Source organism: Herbaspirillum sp. C9C3, from assembly GCF_013359625.1.
GTDB lineage: Bacteria > Pseudomonadota > Gammaproteobacteria > Burkholderiales > Burkholderiaceae_D > Herbaspirillum.
In genome coordinates this window covers 1-16,222 of the sequence record NZ_JABFMQ010000022.1, presented here as the reverse complement: position 1 = coordinate 16,222, position 16,222 = coordinate 1, and the positions used below count along the sequence as shown (strand labels likewise).

Below are 16,222 nucleotides of genomic sequence, written 5' to 3'. Positions count from 1 at the left end.
CCATGAGAGCCGTTTGGATGCGCTGCAGCATGCCCCGGACGGCTCGGTTTACCGGCCTGCGGCGCTCCGCCTTTTCCTCCTGGAGCCCAGATGTCCACCGCCATTGCCGCACCCGCCACCGCCCGCCCTGTCTCCTCCCGGCCGCAGCCGATGAGCCGGCTTTTCCTGGTCTGCGTGGTCGTGGCGATCTGCATCTGGGGCGGCAACTGGCCGGTGATGAAATTCGGCAGCCAGTTCATCCCGCCGCTGTGGTTCGCAGCCAGTCGTTTCCTGTCGGCTGCCATTCTCAGCTTCGCCATCGCTGTCGCGCTGGGCAAGCTGCGCCTGCCGACCCGCCAGGAGTGGCCGGTGGTGGCTGGTGTGGGCGTGTTGCAGATGGGTCTCTTCACGGCGCTGGTGACGGGCGCCTTGCACTTCGTCATGCCGGGCCGCGCCTCGCTGATTGCCTACGCCACCTCGATCTGGGTGGTGCCCGGCGCAGCGCTGGTGTTGAAGCACAAACTGAGCACCCGGCAATCGCTGGCCACCGTCTGCAGCTATGCAGGCATGGCGGTGATCGTGCTGCCGGCGCTGCTGCATGCGGACCTGCACAGCATGATCGGCTACCTGATGCTGGGTGCGGCCTCGCTGTCCTGGGCCATGAACATTCTGCAGATCAAGCTGACCCCCGGCGTGAAGCTGGACTTCGACCTCCTGCCCTGGCAGACACTGGTGGCCGCCGTGCCGCTGTGCGGGCTGGCCTTGCTGGTGGATGGCGCACCGACCTTCCTGGCCGATCCGCACTCCTGGGGCGTGATTGCCTATACCGGTCCGCTGGCCACTGCGCTGACTTTCCTGATCGTGTTGCAGATGACCCAGCGGCTCTCGCCGGTGACGGTCTCGGTCTGCATGCTGGGTGTGCCGGTGGTGGGCCTGACCTTGTCCTCGCTGGTCTTCGGCGAGAAGCTCTCGGCCGATCTGCTGCTGGGCATGGGGCTGCTGTGCCTGGGGCTGCTCTTGCCGGCGCTGCCCGCGCCGGGCTGGCGTCGTACCCTGAGCAAGGCTTGATGCAGGTGCTCTTCAGCGATCGGTGAGGTAACGCGCAATGCGCTCGCCGAGCAGTTCACGCAATGCGCGCACCGTGGGCGAGAGGCTCATGCGATGCGTGCAGACCAGGTTCAGCGGAGAAGCCTCGCCGGCGTAATCTTCCATCAGGGCTTCCAGCCTGCCGTTGCGCAGGTCGGCCAGCACGTCCAGCCGCGACTTGTAGGCAATGCCCCGGCCCTCCACGGCCCAGCGGTGCACCAGTTCGCCATCGTCGCAGACGCGGTCGCCGTTGACCTGCACCTGTACCGGGGTGCCGTCCTGGAAAAAAGTCCACTGCGAATGCAGCATGTCCGACAGCAGATAGCGCAGGCAGTTGTGCTGGCGCAGGTCGGCCGGGGTACGCGGACGACCATGGCGCGCCAGATAGTCGGGTGAGGCGCACAGCACGCGGCGGTTGTCGGGGGCCAGGGGCAGGGCGACCAGGCTGGAATCTTCCGGCGGGCTGTAGCGGATGGCCACCTCCACCGGCTGGCGGAACATGTCGGCCACGCGATCGCTGATGCGCACCTGCAGGCTCACCGCCGGATGCTGGGCCTGGAATTCATCGAGCCACTGGCACATCAGGTTGCGCCCGAAATCCGAGGGCACCGACAGCGACAGGTTGCCGCCGACCACGCGCCTGCCGTGGGCCACGGCGTCGCGTCCGGCATTGATTTCGGCCAGCACGTTGCGGGCGTATTGCAGGTAGCGTTCGCCATCGGGCGTCAGACGCAGACTGCGCGTGGAGCGCGCCAGCAGGCGTGCGCCGAGTTCGCCTTCGAGGCGCTTCATGGCGGCACTGGCCACCGCAGGGGTGACATCGTGCTGGCGGGCGGCGGCGGAGAGGCTGCCGTTGTCGGCGGCACAGACGAAGATGGCGAGGTCTTCCAGACGAATCATGAGCGGCAATGTTGAACAAGGAGGATCGAAGTCCTCATTCTACTTTCAATTATTTTTTGAAAATGTTTCTGTCCCGCTCGGCTTTGTTGAAACCGCATCCTGCCCGATGATGTCACGCAAGCCGCACTCGCCAATTCATGAGCATTAAGCGCGCTTTAATGCTCAACGCCACCACCATTAAACGCAAGGAAACCCCATGAGCCTGCTCCAAGCCGCCCGCAAACGTCACTCCACCAAAGCCTTCGATCCCAGCCGCAAGGTCCCCGAGAACATCATCGCCGAACTGCGCGAGCTGCTGCGCCTGGCACCATCGTCGGTAAATTCGCAGCCCTGGCATTTCGTGGTGGCTTGCACTGATGCCGCCAAGGCCCGCATCGGCAAGGCCGCCGAAGCCGGTCATCCCTACAACCTGCCCAAGATCCTAAACGCCTCGCACGTGCTGGTGCTGTGCGCCCGCACCGCCATCAGCGAGCCGCACCTCGACGCCGTGCTGGAGAAAGAAGACGCCGATGGCCGCTTCGCCAATGCCGAGGCCAAGGCCGGCCAGCACGGCTCGCGCCTGCTCTACAGCAACCTGCATCGCTATGAATTGAAGGATGCCCAGCACTGGATGGAAAAGCAGGTCTACCTGGCGCTGGGCACGCTGCTCTTGGGCGCGGCCGAACTGGAAGTGGATGCCGTGCCGATGGAAGGTTTCAATGCCAAGGTGCTGGATGAGGAACTGGGCCTGCGCGAGAAGGGTTTCACCAGCGTCGTGCTGGTCGGCCTGGGCTACAGCGGTGCCGATGACTTCAATGCCAAACTGCCGAAGTCGCGCCTGGCTGCGGAGACCGTCTTCACTGATCTGTAACCGGCATCACGCGCTGGTCCCTCACACCTGATGGATCAGCGCATTGGCTGCCTGCTGCAAGGCGGGCAGCACGCGCGCCAGCGTCTGTTCCTGCGATTCCACCGCCAGCGGGAAGCTCAGGCTGAGCGCACCCACCACCTTGGCATGGCGATTCTTGAGCGGCACCGCAATGCCGCGTACTCCCGTCTGCAATTGCTGCTCCACCAGGGCATAACCCTGCTGGCGTGCCTGCGCGATCAGCTCGTAGAGGCGATCCGGATCGGTGATGGTGTGGGGCGTGAAGGGCGTCATGGCACAGGTGGCCAGCCAGTCGCGCACCTGCTGTTCGGGCAGGGCACCGAGCATCACGATGCCCGGTGAGGCCAGTTGTGCCGGTACCCGTGCGCCCAGCACGAAGCCGGTGGTCATCACCCGCGTGGTGCCGTTGCGGGCGATGAAGACCAGGTCCCAGCCATCGAGCACGCTGGCATAGACGGCCTCGCCGGTCTGCCCGGTGATCTGCTGGAGATGCGGTTGCAGGATGCGCGGCAGCGGCGCCGAATCGAAATACGACCAGCCCACTTTCAGCACCCGGGGCGTGAGGGCGAAGGTCTTGCCTTCGCTGTGCAGGTAGCCCAGGTGTTCCAGCGTGAGCAGATAACGTCGCGCGGCGGTGCGTGAGAGGCCCGTGCGTGCGGCCACCTGCGCCGAGGTCATGCGCTGGTTGTCGTAGTCGAAGGCTTCCAGGATCAGCAATCCCTTCTCCAGTCCGGCAATCCAGTCGCGCCGGGCCAGGCCGCCCTCGCCAGCCTCGCTGCTGTCTTCCGGCAAGTCGATCTTCTCCCGTTCGCTCATCGCTGACCCCTCGTCCTCATACCCACATCATCAGCGTATTGGCCGTGGTCTGCAGCGCCGGTACGCCGCGTGCGATGGCTTCCTCGCGCGAGCAGGCGGCGATGTTGGAGGTCACGCTCAAGGCGCCGATGACGCGGCCATTGCGGTTCTTGACCGCAATGGCGATGCCGCGCATGCCCATCTCGAACTGGTTCTCGGTAATGCCATAGCCCTGCTTGCGCATGGTGACGATCTCGGTGAACAGGGCGGCCTTGTCGGTCATGGCCATGTGGGTGTGCGGGATCAGGGTCACGCGGTCCAGATAGGCGGCGATCTCGGCATCCTCGCGCATGCCCAGCAGCACGCGCCCGGCCGTGGTGGTGTAGGCCGGCAGGCGCGTGCCCGGCTCGAAACCGGCATTGACCAGCTGCGCAGCCGTCACGCGGGTGACGTAGACGATCTCGTCGCCATCGAGCAGGGAGAAATTGGTGGACTCCTGCAACTGCTGGGTCAGCCGTTGCAGGAATGGCACCACCGCGCGCGGCACGCGGGCCGATTCCAGATAGGACTGGCCCAGGTTCAACAGACGCGGCATGAGCCAGAACTTCTTGCCGTCCGAGGCCGCCATGCCGGTGTGCACCAGCGTGAGCAGATAACGGCGCGCGGCGCTGCGGGTCAGGCCCACGCGCTCGGCCACCTCGCTGGCCGTCAGCTGCGGTGAATCGCTGTTGAAGGCGATGATGACATCAAATCCCTTCATCAATCCTTCGATCAGGTCACGTTTCTGGATGTCCAGTTCCACGGAGGTTTGGTCGATCATCGTAAAAAAGTCCAGAAATGAGTGATTGGCGAACAAGTTGCGCGATTATCGCACGTTTGGGCGTATGTCGGCCTTTTTGCGGGGGTGGGGCTTGGCTATACTCGGCTCCGAGACAAATCATCGGGATCATGATGAACACCATAGAAAACAATCCTGTCCCCACCAATCCGCTGGGCATCGATGGCATCGAGTTCATCGAATACGCCACCAGCGAGCCGCTGGCGCTGGGCGCGGTGCTTGAGCGCATGGGTTTCGAGCAGGTCGGTCGCCATCGCTCGCGTGAGGTGGTGCTCTACACCCAGGGCGGGATGAACGTGATCGTCAACGCCGATGTGTCGGCCTGGTCCGGTTTCGATCACGAGGTGCAGGCCACCAACCTGAGCGCCATCGCGCTGCGCGTGCGCGATGCCAACGAGGCCTATCGCCGCGTCACCGAACTGGGTGCCTGGCCGATTCCCACGCGCGCCGGGGCGATGGAACTGAACATCCCGGGTGTTCATGGCTGTGGCGATTCCATCATCTACTTCGTCGACCGCTATCGCGATTTCTCCATCTACGACGTTGACTTCAAGCCTTCCAGCCAGGAGCGGCGCAAGACCACGGCGCTTTCGGGCATGCACTTCTTCGGGCTGGTGCAGGCGGTGGGGCCGGAGCGCACGCGCGAATGGATCGACTTCTATTCCTCCTTGATGGGATTTTCGGTGCTGCCGGAAGGGCAATTCTTCGGCATCCTGCCCAAGGGCATGCTGCTGGCCAGTCCGTGCCGCCAGTTCTACATCCAGCTGGTGGAACCGCCCGCGGGCACTGAAGACATCCACTGGGAAGAAGAGTGGCTGCGCCTGGGCCTGGGCACGTCCGACGTGCTGCAAGCCGTGCGGCAATTGCAGGAGCGCGGCGTGATCTTCGTCGACCGCGCACCCACCCAGATCAGCGAGCGTGGCGCGCTCACCCAGCTTTACAAGGGCGGCATCAGTTTCGAACTGGTCCGCAGCCAGAAAGACAAGAACTGAGACCATGAAGGAAATCACAGGCACCACCCGCATCTTCCCTGTCATCGGCTGGCCGGTGGAACAGGTGAAGGCACCGACCTTGTTCAACGCTTACTTCAGGCATCACGATCTGGATGCACGCGTGATCCCGTTCAAGATCGAACCCGAGCGCTATTGCGAAGCCGTGCGCATGTTCATGAAGACGGAAAACGTCGGCGGCATCTTCGTCTCCATTCCGCACAAGCCCATGACGCTCGATGCCGTCCAGCAGGCCACCCTGCGCGCCCGTGTGGCCGGCGCCTGCAATGCGGTCTACCGCGATGCCGATGGCGTGATCTGGGGCGACCTGATCGACGGCGAAGGTTTCATCCGAGCACTGGCGCGCACGGCCGCGGACCGTCCGCTGGTATGGAACAAGACGCGCGCCCTGGTGGTGGGCACTGGTGGTGTCGGTTGTGCCATCGTCGCCTCGCTGGCCGCGCAGGGCATCGCCGAGATCAGCGTCTTCGATACCAATCGCGCCGGGGCCGAAGCCCTGCTGGCGCGTGTGGAAGCGGCCTATCCGGCGACCCGCGTGCGCTTTGCGCCACCGGACGCCAGCGGTGTTGACCTGCTGGTGAACTGTACGCCGCTGGGCATGCACGCGGGCGACCCGATGCCCTTTGCGCTGGAAGGCGTGAGTGCCGGGGCCATCGTGGCCGACTGCGGCATGAAGATCGAGATGAGCCAGTTGCTGGTGCAGGCCCGGGCCAAGGGCTGCCGCATCCAGAAGGGCAAGGAAATGCTCATCGAGCAGGCGCCGTTGTACCTCGAACTGTTCGGCTGGCCGGGCGTGGCGGCCGACGATTTCCGTCACCTGGAGGCCTTGTGAACCTCGACAATTTCGGTATGGACACCATCACCCTGCCGGGTGGACTGGAATCCAAGCTGGCGGCTTCGAAGGCGGCCGGTTTCTCGCAGCTCATGCTGTGGTCCAAGGATCTGGTCGCGTATCCCGGCGGGCTGGAAGCGGCAGTGAAGCTGGTGCGCGAGAGCGGCGTGCGCGTCACCGGCATCCAGGTCATGCGCGATTACGAAGGTCTGCAGGGCAGCCTGCACGACTACAAGGTGGACGTGGCGCGCAACCTGCTGCAGATCTGCAAGGCCGTCGGTGCGCCGCTGCTGATGGTGTGTTCCTCGACCTCGCAGCATGCCAGCGGCGATACGCGCCATATCGCGCGCGACCTCGCCAAGCTGGCCAACCTGGCGGTACCGCTGGGCATCCGTGTGGGCTTCGAGGCCTTGTCCTGGGGGCGTCACATCAATCAATACATGCAGGCCTGGGAAGTGGTGGAGATGGCCGATCACGCCAACCTGGGTGTGGTGATCGATTCCTTCCACATCCTCGCCAATGGCGGCGCGCTGGAAGACCTGGAGGCCATTCCCGGTCGCCGCATCGTGATGGTCCAGTTGTCGGATTTCATGTGGCGCGAGATCCGCACGCCCGAAGAACGGCTGGAGACGGCGCGCCATCTGCGCGTCTTCCCCGGTGAGGGCGAGCATTCGCCGGAACTGTCGGACATGGTGCGACGCCTGCATCGCGGCGGCTATCGCGGCGACTACAGCTTTGAAGTGTTCAATGACGATTACCTGCAGATGTCGCCGGCCGTGGTGGCCGAGCGTGCGCGCCGGTCCGCCAAGTGGGTGACCGATCAGGTCTTGCGGCGCGGCTTGCGGGCACGTGAGCCGGTGGCGGCGTGAACGCACTGCGTGATCTTTAACCTGCAGTCAACAATCAGTCATCGGCATTACCGCCGGCTCGCCACAACAAGACCATAGCGAGCGGGTTTGACGATGCGGCACCGTCTCCCCTGGGGGCGGTGCGCATCACCACAACAGAGGAGACCTCATGACATCGCACCGTCCTTCATCCTGAACCACCGGCCCCCTCCCTGAACACGCCAGGGAGTGCGCGGGCCCCTGCCCATTCTCCCGAACCGGACATGCCGCGCTGTGCGTCGGCAGGGGACCTGTTGCGTGCGCCGGGAGTGCGGCCCGCTCTACCACCACAACCACCACAACAACCACAAACAACAGAGATCAGAGACATGAAACCACGATCCGAATGCGCATCGCGCAACTTGCGGACCCCCGTCGCCATGGGCCTGCTGCTGGCCGCATCCACTGCGGCACTGGCCCAGAGCAGCAGCAACGTCACCTTGTACGGCACCGTCGATCAGTACCTGGGCTACATGCACAGCAGCAGCGGCAAGAGCCTGTGGGCGCTCAACGATGGCGCCATCCTGCGCAGCCGTATCGGCGTCAAAGGCGTGGAAGACCTGGGTGGCGGCTATGCGGCCACCTTCACGCTGGAAAACGGTTTTGCCGGTGACACCGGTGGCCTGGCCGACAGCACGCGCCTGTTCGACCGCCAGTCCTGGGTCGGCATCAGGACGCCCGCCGCAGGCGAGTTCCGCATCGGCCGCCAGAACAGCGTGCCCTTCTTCATCGGTGGCGCCATCGACTATACCGAGCGCACCACCTACGGTTCCATCATCAATACCTTCGGCGTGCCCTCGCGTTTCGACAATGACTTGTCGTGGAAGTCGCCGCGCTGGGCCGGCTTCCAGTTCGACATCCACTACGCCATGCCGGAGACGGCCGGCGAGGGACCGGGCCGCCGAGGTGTCTACCAGTTCGGTCTGGATTACACTAACGGCCCGTATCGCGCCGGTTATGCCGGTGTGGTGGCCAAGCCCAATGCCGGCGGCCTCTACAGCAATACGGTGCAATACCATAACGTGTATGCCGACTACGACTACGGCCCGGGCAAGATCTACCTGGCCTACGTACGGAGCAATAACACCACCGCCAACGCCAACGGCAACAATGCCGCGACCATCCTCAACAATGTCAGCAATCCCAACAACTTCTTTGCCGGTAACGATCCGAATATCCAGCGCTTCTACAACGTCTATCAGGTCTCGGCGGACTATCGCCTGACCCCGCAGCTGCGCATCGGCGCGCTGTATGGCGTGATGGTCGACACCTCTCACAAGGACGGTGGTGCACAGGGCGGCAACGTGGGCGCCTACTATGACCTCTCCAAGCGGACCACGCTCTATGGTTTCGCCAACTACATGAAGAACCAGGCTAACGCCGGCTGGCGCTTCAGCGGCTCGGCCGGACCGGGCAGCAACCTGGCCGGGGCCGACATCAATGGCAAGAGCCTGATCGGCTTGCAGATGGGCATCCTGCATCGCTTCTGAACGACGCCATTTCCTTATACCGGCAAGCCGGTCCGCATCTTCCCGACAAAACGGACGGCTTGCCCAGCATCATCACGGAGACACCATGCAATCCTCTCATTCCCGCGATCAGTCGCAGCAGAGCAAGAAGGCCGCCGCCAGCGGCTGGATCGGCTCGGCGCTCGAATACTATGACTTCTTCATCTATGCCACCGCCGCTTCACTGATTTTCCCGCAGCTGTTCTTCCCCAAGGGCGATCCGACTACGGCCATCATCGCCTCCCTGGCCACCTATGGCGTGGGCTATGTGGCGCGTCCCATCGGCGCTTTCGTGCTGGGCCACCTGGGCGACACTCATGGCCGCAAGAAGGTGTTGCTGTGGTGCATGTTTCTGATGGGTTTTTCCACCATCGGGGTGGGGCTGTTGCCGACCTATGACCAGGTCGGCCTGTGGGCACCTGCATTGCTGGTCATCATGCGCCTGGCGCAAGGCTTCGCGGTGGCCGGTGAAATCTCCGGCGCCAGTTCCATGATCCTGGAGCACTCGCCCTTCGGACGGCGCGGCTATTTTTCCAGCTTCACCCTGCAAGGGGTGCAGGCCGGACAGATCCTGGCTGCCGCCGTCTTCCTGCCGCTGGCGCATTACATGCCAGCTGAACAGTTCAACGTGTGGGGCTGGCGCATTCCCTTCCTGCTGAGTTTCCTGGTCATCATCGCCGGCTGGATCATCCGCCGCACGGTCGAGGAAACCCCGCTCTTCAAGGCCGCTGACAAGAAGGAACTGCAGCGTCGCTCGCCGGTGGTGGAAGCCTTCCGCGACAGTTCGCCCGACATGCTGCGCGTGGTCTGCATGGCGCTCATGAACGTGATCCCGGTGGTGGCCACCATTTTCGGTGCCGCCTATGCGGTGCAGCCGGCCTATGGCATCGGCTTCGCCAAGGATGTCTACCTGTGGATTCCGGTGGTGGGCAACATCGTCGCCGTGCTGGTTATTCCCTACGTGGGCAAGCTGTCGGACCGCATCGGCCGTCGTCCACCCATCATCATCGGCTCGCTGCTGGCCGGGCTGTTCGCCTTCGCCTACCTGTATGCGATCAGCATCCGCAATGTCGAGCTGGCCTTCGTGATGTCGATTCTGATGTGGGGCGTGGTCTATCAGGGTTACAACGCGGTCTTCCCGAGTTTCTATCCAGAACTGTTCCCGGCCCGTTCGCGGGTCTCGGCCATGGCCATTGCGCAGAACGTCGGGACCGCCATCACCGCCATGCTGCCGGCGCTCTTTACCGCCGTGGCGCCCCCCGGCTCGCACAACATCTGGCTCACCGTGGGCAGCATTGCCTTCGGCATCACCGTGGTGTCGGCCCTGGCGGCGCTGTCGGCCCGCGAAACCTATCGCATCCCGCTGGAAAAACTGGGCGAGCCCGATGCCCAGCCCATGCCGCTAAACGAATATGAACGGCTGCGGGCCCAGGCCGATCTGGAAGGGCGTTACGCCAAGTCCTGAGGCGTTCCTGCCGCAGGGGAAGTGAAACAAAGCGTCGTTGCCTGCGAGGGCAACGGCGCTTTTTCCTTGGCCTTTTCGTATTGACGCTTTGCGCTCCTGCCCGCAGCGGCTCACTGGGGCGTCGATGGACCGCACGCCTGCTGGCGCTGCTGCCTGTCCTCGTTGGCCTGCCGCTGCGCCGGTGGCAAGGGGGTTTTCTGCTGCAGTTGCGCCTTCACCTTTTCACGCAGCTCGCTGAAGACATCGATCTCCAGCAGGGCCGTACGCTTGAGCAGTTTTTCCATCCTCTTGCGCAACCTGGCCTGGCTTTGCGCCTGCGATACCGCCCCCTCAAGCGGGCTGGCCAGTGCCTGCTGCATTTCCTCCGTCCATTGCCGCCGCCCCTGGTCCGACAGGCTGACCACGACCGAATCCTGGGTCTGCTGCGCTGCCGGCACCGGGGATGGACGGTCCGGATCGGGCGGGAAGGCGTGCCCGGCCAGCCTGGCCTGGCCCGGGACGATCTGGGAGATTGCTGCAGGCGTCACTTTCATGCGGCCCTCGAAAGGAAGGAAGATGCTCCCGTATCGGTACGCCGCTGGCCTGGCTTGAGGGATGTCAGGATCTTTTCTTTTCCTGACCAATGCAACTTTCGGCCTGCATGACAACCATAAGCAAGTAATAGGCAATCGTATAATGACGAAACTCATTAAATCTTTGCACAATAAAAACGCCGAGCCATCCTCCCCATGAGCCATCACCCATCGTCCCCTCACCCCGCTGCCGTCCCGACCTCACGGGCCAGCCGCATTGCGCTGCTCAGCACCGGTATTGCCGGGTTTGACGAGATCCTGGGCGGTGGCCTGCCGGCGGGCAGTCTCTACCTGATCCAGGGGCTGGCCGGTAGCGGCAAGACCACGCTGGCCTCGCAGGTCGGTTTTGCGCAGGCACGCGGTGGCAAGAAGGTGATGTTGTTGACGCTCATTGCCGAATCGCACGCCAAGATGCTCAATCATGTGAGCAATTTCGATTTTTTCGACGAAAGCCTGGTCGGCGACCAGATGCAGATGTTGAGCGGCTACGGCGCGCTGGCCAGTGAGGGTTTGCGCGGCCTGCTGCGCCTGATCAGCGCCGAACTGAACCGCCATCGTCCCTCCATGCTGATCATCGACGGCTTCCGTTCGGTGCGGGAGTCGGGACCGTCGGATCTGAACCTGTCGGAATTCATGCACTCCCTGAATGCCCTGGTGTTCACCATGAATTGCACTACGCTGCTGCTCTCGCCGGTGGAAGGCAACATGCCCGAGTCGGAAAACACTCTGGTTGATGGTGTGATCGAACTGAGTCAGTACGAGTCCGGCATGCAGCTGGTGCGCGAGATCAAGGTCTTCAAGCTGCGCGGCGCCAATCACCTGCTGGGCAAGCACGTCTTCGAGATCAACCAGAGCGGGGTCGAGATCTTCCCCCGCTTCGAAGCCACCGCCACCCGCGCAGGCAAGGTGCCGGGCACCTCGGACCGCTATGTCAGCGTGGGCATTGCGTCCTGGGACAAGTGCATCGGCGGGGGCGTGGTCAGCGGTTCGCTCACCTGTCTGCTGGGCAGCCCCGGCGTGGGCAAGACCCTCATGGGCCTGCATTTCATCGAGCAGGGTTTGAAGGATGAACAGCAATGCCTGATCCTGGGTTTCTACGAATCGCCCGAGCGCCTGCTGGCCAAAGCCCGCAAGGCCGGGATGCAGCTGGATGAACATATCGACAGCGGGGCTCTGCAGATGATGTGGCAGCTACCGCTGGAAATGCTGTGCGACGATCTGGCCAAGCGCATGCTGGACAACATCGCCCAGCGTGGCGTGACACGCCTGTTGATTGATGGCGTGGATGGCCTGCGCAGCATCGTGGTGCAGCAGCAGCGCATGCGCCCCTTCCTGGTGGCCTTGACCAATGAACTGCGTGCGCGCGGCGTGACCACTTTCATCACCGAGCAGTTGCCGTACTTCCGCGAATCGCGGCCCCAGGTCGATCCCAGTTCCTCGCAACTGTACGAAAACATGATGCTGCTGGAATACGTGGTCAAGGATAACGTCAACCGCCGCCAGATTTCCGTGATGAAACTGCGCGAAAACGGCTACGACGGCGCCAGCCGCCTGATGAACATCTCCGACGCCGGCATCGAGATCGATGGCCTGGTCACCCCTGTTGCCGCGCCGGTTGCGGATGGACGTTGACCATGTCCGGTGTGTCACCTCCCCAGCCGGCGGTCCAACCGCTGCTCCTGATCGTCGACGATGAGATCGACATCACCGACACCTATGCCATGCTGCTGGAGCTGCACGGCTATCGCGTGATGACCGCCGTGCACGGCGCCGATGCGCTGGTCAAGGTGCAGCAGGCCTGGCCCGATCTGGTCATCTCCGACTGCATGATGCCGGTGATGAACGGACTGGAGCTGTGTGGCGCCCTGCGTGCCTTGCCACAAGGTGCCGGCCTGCCCATCATCCTGTGCAGCGGTGCACCCGAACGTCACGATCTGTCGCAATCCAGTCACAATCTGTTCCTGCGCAAGCCGGTCTTCTTCGAGCAACTGCTGGCCGAAATCGAGCGCCTGCTCGGCACGCACGCCTGATCCCCCCACCCCTGATTGCCCCGGCGCCCATGGCAGAGCTTGGCCAGGGGCGGTCTTGCGCGTCTTTCCCTCACGCTCGTGCCGGGCACGCAGCGCCTGTCCCCGGATTGCGGTGACGCCATGTTGTCCGAGTTTCAGGAATTTCCTGATATCGCGTTTCATCGCCAACCATCACCATAAATCACGACAAGTAACCGTGACATGACGTGCGGGATAGAGGGCGGGAGGACAAGGTGGCAACGATCAGCAAGGCACCGACCGTATTGGTCGTGGAAGATCACGTGGAGTCGCGCGCGATGTTGTGCGGAATATTGCAGCAGGGTGGGCTGCAGGTGGTGGCGGCAGCCGATGGCGTGGAGGCCATCGCGCTCATGCCTGAGCATGTCCCGGATCTGATCCTGACCGACCTGGGCATGCCGCGGATGGATGGCATGGAGCTGGCGCGCTACACCAGCTCGCATGAACGTTTTTCCCGGATTCCGGTGGTGCTGATCAGTGCCCACCTGCCGGCAGCCAGTGCGCGACTGTCCACCATTGCCGCTTTTTTACTCAAACCATGCTCGGTAGACCACCTGCTCGGGACGGTCACGGACCTCCTGCGCCAACGGGCGCAAAGCCAGGCCAGGCGGAGTTTTCAGGTGTAAGGGATCTGCGAGTTTTTATGATTTTATTTGCAGATATTTTCTGTATAACGTTGTGATTATGGAAAGCATTTCCGCGCTCGCAGAAGGTCCCGGTTCCCGTCCGGGAGGGGCGCATGGGGATGCTCCGGCAGTCATAAAAACAGGTTTCGTCCGGAACAAAAGAGTGATGAAAGTACTTATCGTAGAAAGCGATCTCGACTGGCGTAACACGTTGAGCGCACATATGGGGGAATTGGGATACGAGGTCTCGGTCTGCTCGGCACTGGGGCAGGCCAGGGACACGCTCAGGAGCCGTCAGCCCGACATCCTCATTTCCGACATCGGCTTGCCGGATGGCAGTCTCCTGCCGGAACTGGCCTCGCTGCGGCAGAATTTCCCGTCCATGGGCATCATCATCCTCACCGCCGCCACGCGCAGCGAGGAGCGGGTGCGCTGCATGAGCGACGGCGCCGATTACTACCTGGTCAAGCCGGTCAAGCTGGAGGAAGTCTCGGCCACGCTCACGGCCCTGGCGCGGCGCATGAAGACCGCGCCGCACCAGAGTTCGCCGCAGTCCGAAAAGTGGGCCTTCAACCGTCGCTCCGGACGCCTCTCCAGCAATGGCGCGGTGGCGCTGCAATTCACCGACAAGGAAAGCATCGCCCTGGCTGCGCTGCTGCAAAGTCCCAACTATCCGGTCTCGCACGCGCAATTGTTCGACCTGCTGCGTTCCGGGGGCGAGGAATATGATGCCCATCGCATCGATGCGCTGATCTACCGCGTGCGTCAGAAATTACGCTCGTTGCAGGAGGCCCCCATGCAGATCCGCAATATCTACGGCGAAGGCTTCCTGATGCTGCGCCGTTGCTCGACCGTTGATATTGTCCTGGAGTCCTGAGCCGCAAGAGGCTCGCGCCATTTTGTCATTGGCTTCACCTGTTACCGAAGCCCGCCTGGCAGCAGAGGCTGTCGGGCGGGCTTTCTGACTTGTTCCCGTCACTAGGGCCTGTTCACATTAAATCTGCATCTCGCAGATTTAATGTGAACAGGCCCTAAACTTCACATCGGCCTGAAACCGGCAGGGATGCTGCCAGGTCCGCCAACGACGGCAAGAAATGCTGCATTGCGGAAGCTTCGCCGCTTTTGGGGTATCATTGGGCAAGTTTCGACGCCAAATCGTATTTCTTCGCTTTACGTTTTCCGCTGAATCTGTCCTTCGCAGACATGCCCAGCACTGTCCCGGCATGCCCTCTGCGCTTACCCGACCGAACAAGTTGAAGCAGGCCATCCGGCTGGCTGCGGCATTGCCATGGGTTCGCTGATCCTGTGGCGATGCTGGCGGCGCTCCGGATTGCCGCTTTGCTGCTAGTGAACCATCATGACCACTTCTGCCCGATCTGCTGAATTGACCGGGGCTCTGAACGAGTCCCGGCATCGTCCGCTCACTTCCTCCGACTACCGCACCCTGGGCCTGTCCGCCTTGGGGGGCACGCTGGAGTTCTACGACTTCGTCATCTACGTGTTCTTCGCGGCGGTGGTCGGCAAGCTGTTCTTCCCGGCCGACATGCCGGAATGGCTGCGCATGCTGCAGACCTTCGGCATCTTCGCCGCCGGTTATCTGGCGCGCCCGGTGGGCGGCATCATCATCGCCCACTATGGCGACGTGATCGGCCGCAAGCGCATGTTCACGCTCTCGATCTTCCTGATGGCGGTGCCCACGCTGGTGATCGGTCTCTTGCCGACCTATGCCAGCATCGGCGTGGCCGCGCCCATCCTGCTGCTGTTGATGCGCACCCTGCAGGGTGCCGCCATCGGCGGTGAAATGCCGGGTGCCTGGGTCTTCGTGGCCGAGCACGTGCCGGCCAACCGTTACAGCTTCGGTGTCGGATCGCTCACTGCCGGCATCACCGGTGGCATCTTGCTGGGGTCGCTCATGGGCATCTTCATCAACAGCGTCTATGGCCCGGCTGAAGTGGCGGCGTATGCCTGGCGCATTCCCTTCATCCTGGGGGGCGTGTTCGGCTTGGTGTCGGTGTATCTGCGTCGCTATCTGGAAGAGACCCCGGTATTCCGCGAGCTGGCTGCACGTCGCCAGCAGTCCAATGAACTGCCCTTGAAGACCGTGCTGCGCGAACACCGCGCCGCCAGCTTGCTGACGGCCGGCATGACCTGGTGCCTGTCGGGCGCGGTGGTGGTGGTGATCCTGATGACGCCGTCCTATCTGCAGACCGTGCATCACCTGCCGGCCAAGCTGGTGATGCAGGCCAACTGCGCCGGCACGCTGATGCTGACCTTGGGTTGCCTGGCCATCGGCTGGCTGTGTGACCGCATCGGCACGCGCGTCAGCATGATCATCGGCTGGGGTGGCCTGGGACTGTCGACCTGGTGGTTCTATGGTCAGTTGCCGGGTTCGCCCGCGTCGCTCATCGCGGGCTATGCGCTGGTGGGCCTGTTCGTGGGCAGCATTTCGCTCACCCCCATTGTCTCCACCCGTGCCTTCCCGCCGGCGGTGCGCTTTACCGGACTGTCCTTCGCCTACAACATGGCTTATGCCGTCTTCGGCGGGCTCACGCCGGTGCTGATCTCGCTGTGGATCAAGGCTGACCCGCGAGGTCCGGCGCTGTATGTGATCGGCCTGTCCATCCTCGGGGTGCTGCTGGCCTTCGTACCGATGAGCAGCAAGGGCTACCGGGCCTGATCGCAGGCGCCAACGCAAAAATGACCAGGCCCGGTAGCGCAAGCTGCCGGGCCTTTGTTTTCTTGATGATGCCGTGGACGTGCAACGCGGCCAGCGCGCCTTCTGGGGGCAACCCTCCGGGAGAGGCCGCC

The 16,222-nt window shown here is 63.2% G+C and carries 16 protein-coding genes; 12 read left to right on the top strand and 4 right to left on the bottom strand.

Annotated features, from left to right (window positions below; all coding sequences use genetic code 11):
* Nucleotides 1–90: 90 nt before the first annotated feature.
* Nucleotides 91–1,047, top strand: coding sequence for a DMT family transporter (locus tag HNO82_RS17705; RefSeq protein ID WP_175344612.1), 957 nt, complete (start codon nt 91–93; stop codon nt 1,045–1,047).
* 12 nt (nt 1,048–1,059) lie between these two features.
* Here the strand turns inward: HNO82_RS17705 and HNO82_RS17700 are convergent, their stop codons facing one another.
* Nucleotides 1,060–1,965 carry a LysR family transcriptional regulator gene (locus tag HNO82_RS17700; RefSeq protein WP_175344611.1) on the bottom strand — a complete coding sequence of 302 codons (906 nt, stop codon included), beginning with the start codon at nt 1,963–1,965 and terminating at the stop codon, nt 1,060–1,062.
* Nucleotides 1,966–2,161: 196 nt separating this feature from the next.
* Between HNO82_RS17700 and nfsB the strand changes: the two genes are divergently transcribed.
* A complete protein-coding gene (gene nfsB / locus HNO82_RS17695; protein WP_175344610.1) occupies nt 2,162–2,815 on the top strand; it encodes an oxygen-insensitive NAD(P)H nitroreductase in 654 nt (217 codons plus the stop codon).
* Nucleotides 2,816–2,836: 21 nt separating this feature from the next.
* Here the strand turns inward: nfsB and HNO82_RS17690 are convergent, their stop codons facing one another.
* Complete coding sequence (locus HNO82_RS17690) at nt 2,837–3,649, bottom strand: IclR family transcriptional regulator domain-containing protein (protein ID WP_175344609.1); 813 nt, start codon at nt 3,647–3,649, stop codon at nt 2,837–2,839.
* A 16-nt stretch (nt 3,650–3,665) separates the two neighbouring features.
* Nucleotides 3,666–4,448, bottom strand: a complete 783-nt coding sequence (locus tag HNO82_RS17685; protein WP_175344608.1) for an IclR family transcriptional regulator domain-containing protein — start codon at nt 4,446–4,448, stop codon at nt 3,666–3,668.
* A gap of 128 nt (nt 4,449–4,576) precedes the next feature.
* Between HNO82_RS17685 and HNO82_RS17680 the strand changes: the two genes are divergently transcribed.
* From HNO82_RS17680 to HNO82_RS17660, 5 genes are all read left to right on the top strand, one after another.
* Nucleotides 4,577–5,458 (top strand): 4-hydroxyphenylpyruvate dioxygenase, encoded by an 882-nt coding sequence (locus tag HNO82_RS17680; protein ID WP_034350938.1) that lies wholly within the window; start codon nt 4,577–4,579, stop codon nt 5,456–5,458.
* A 4-nt stretch (nt 5,459–5,462) separates the two neighbouring features.
* Nucleotides 5,463–6,308: a shikimate dehydrogenase family protein gene (locus HNO82_RS17675; RefSeq protein WP_175344607.1), complete on the top strand. Its 846-nt coding sequence runs from the start codon at nt 5,463–5,465 to the stop codon at nt 6,306–6,308.
* Entirely contained in the window at nt 6,305–7,177 is an 873-nt protein-coding gene (locus HNO82_RS17670) for a sugar phosphate isomerase/epimerase family protein (protein WP_175344606.1), read from the top strand. Before HNO82_RS17675 ends, HNO82_RS17670 begins: the two co-directional genes overlap by 4 nt.
* Before the next feature lie 347 nt (nt 7,178–7,524).
* On the top strand, nt 7,525–8,685 hold the full coding sequence (locus HNO82_RS17665; protein ID WP_050978123.1) for a porin: 1,161 nt from the start codon (nt 7,525–7,527) through the stop codon (nt 8,683–8,685).
* Nucleotides 8,686–8,770: 85 nt separating this feature from the next.
* Complete coding sequence (locus HNO82_RS17660) at nt 8,771–10,168, top strand: MFS transporter (protein WP_008331689.1); 1,398 nt, start codon at nt 8,771–8,773, stop codon at nt 10,166–10,168.
* Between the two features lie 110 nt (nt 10,169–10,278).
* On the opposite strand, the gene HNO82_RS17655 is transcribed toward HNO82_RS17660, so the two are convergent.
* On the bottom strand, nt 10,279–10,701 hold the full coding sequence (locus HNO82_RS17655) for a hypothetical protein (protein ID WP_175344605.1): 423 nt from the start codon (nt 10,699–10,701) through the stop codon (nt 10,279–10,281).
* 195 nt (nt 10,702–10,896) lie between these two features.
* Between HNO82_RS17655 and HNO82_RS17650 the strand changes: the two genes are divergently transcribed.
* The 5 genes from HNO82_RS17650 to HNO82_RS17630 all read left to right on the top strand — a co-directional run bounded on the left by HNO82_RS17650 (nt 10,897) and on the right by HNO82_RS17630 (nt 16,091).
* Complete coding sequence (locus HNO82_RS17650; protein WP_175344604.1) at nt 10,897–12,372, top strand: DUF7125 family protein; 1,476 nt, start codon at nt 10,897–10,899, stop codon at nt 12,370–12,372.
* A gap of 2 nt (nt 12,373–12,374) precedes the next feature.
* Nucleotides 12,375–12,770 carry a response regulator gene (locus HNO82_RS17645; protein ID WP_175344603.1) on the top strand — a complete coding sequence of 132 codons (396 nt, stop codon included), beginning with the start codon at nt 12,375–12,377 and terminating at the stop codon, nt 12,768–12,770.
* A gap of 233 nt (nt 12,771–13,003) precedes the next feature.
* Nucleotides 13,004–13,414: a response regulator gene (locus HNO82_RS17640; protein ID WP_175344602.1), complete on the top strand. Its 411-nt coding sequence runs from the start codon at nt 13,004–13,006 to the stop codon at nt 13,412–13,414.
* A gap of 166 nt (nt 13,415–13,580) precedes the next feature.
* Nucleotides 13,581–14,291, top strand: coding sequence for a response regulator transcription factor (locus HNO82_RS17635; protein WP_175344601.1), 711 nt, complete (start codon nt 13,581–13,583; stop codon nt 14,289–14,291).
* A gap of 480 nt (nt 14,292–14,771) precedes the next feature.
* Complete coding sequence (locus HNO82_RS17630; RefSeq protein ID WP_034350929.1) at nt 14,772–16,091, top strand: MFS transporter; 1,320 nt, start codon at nt 14,772–14,774, stop codon at nt 16,089–16,091.
* Nucleotides 16,092–16,222 lie beyond the last annotated feature (131 nt).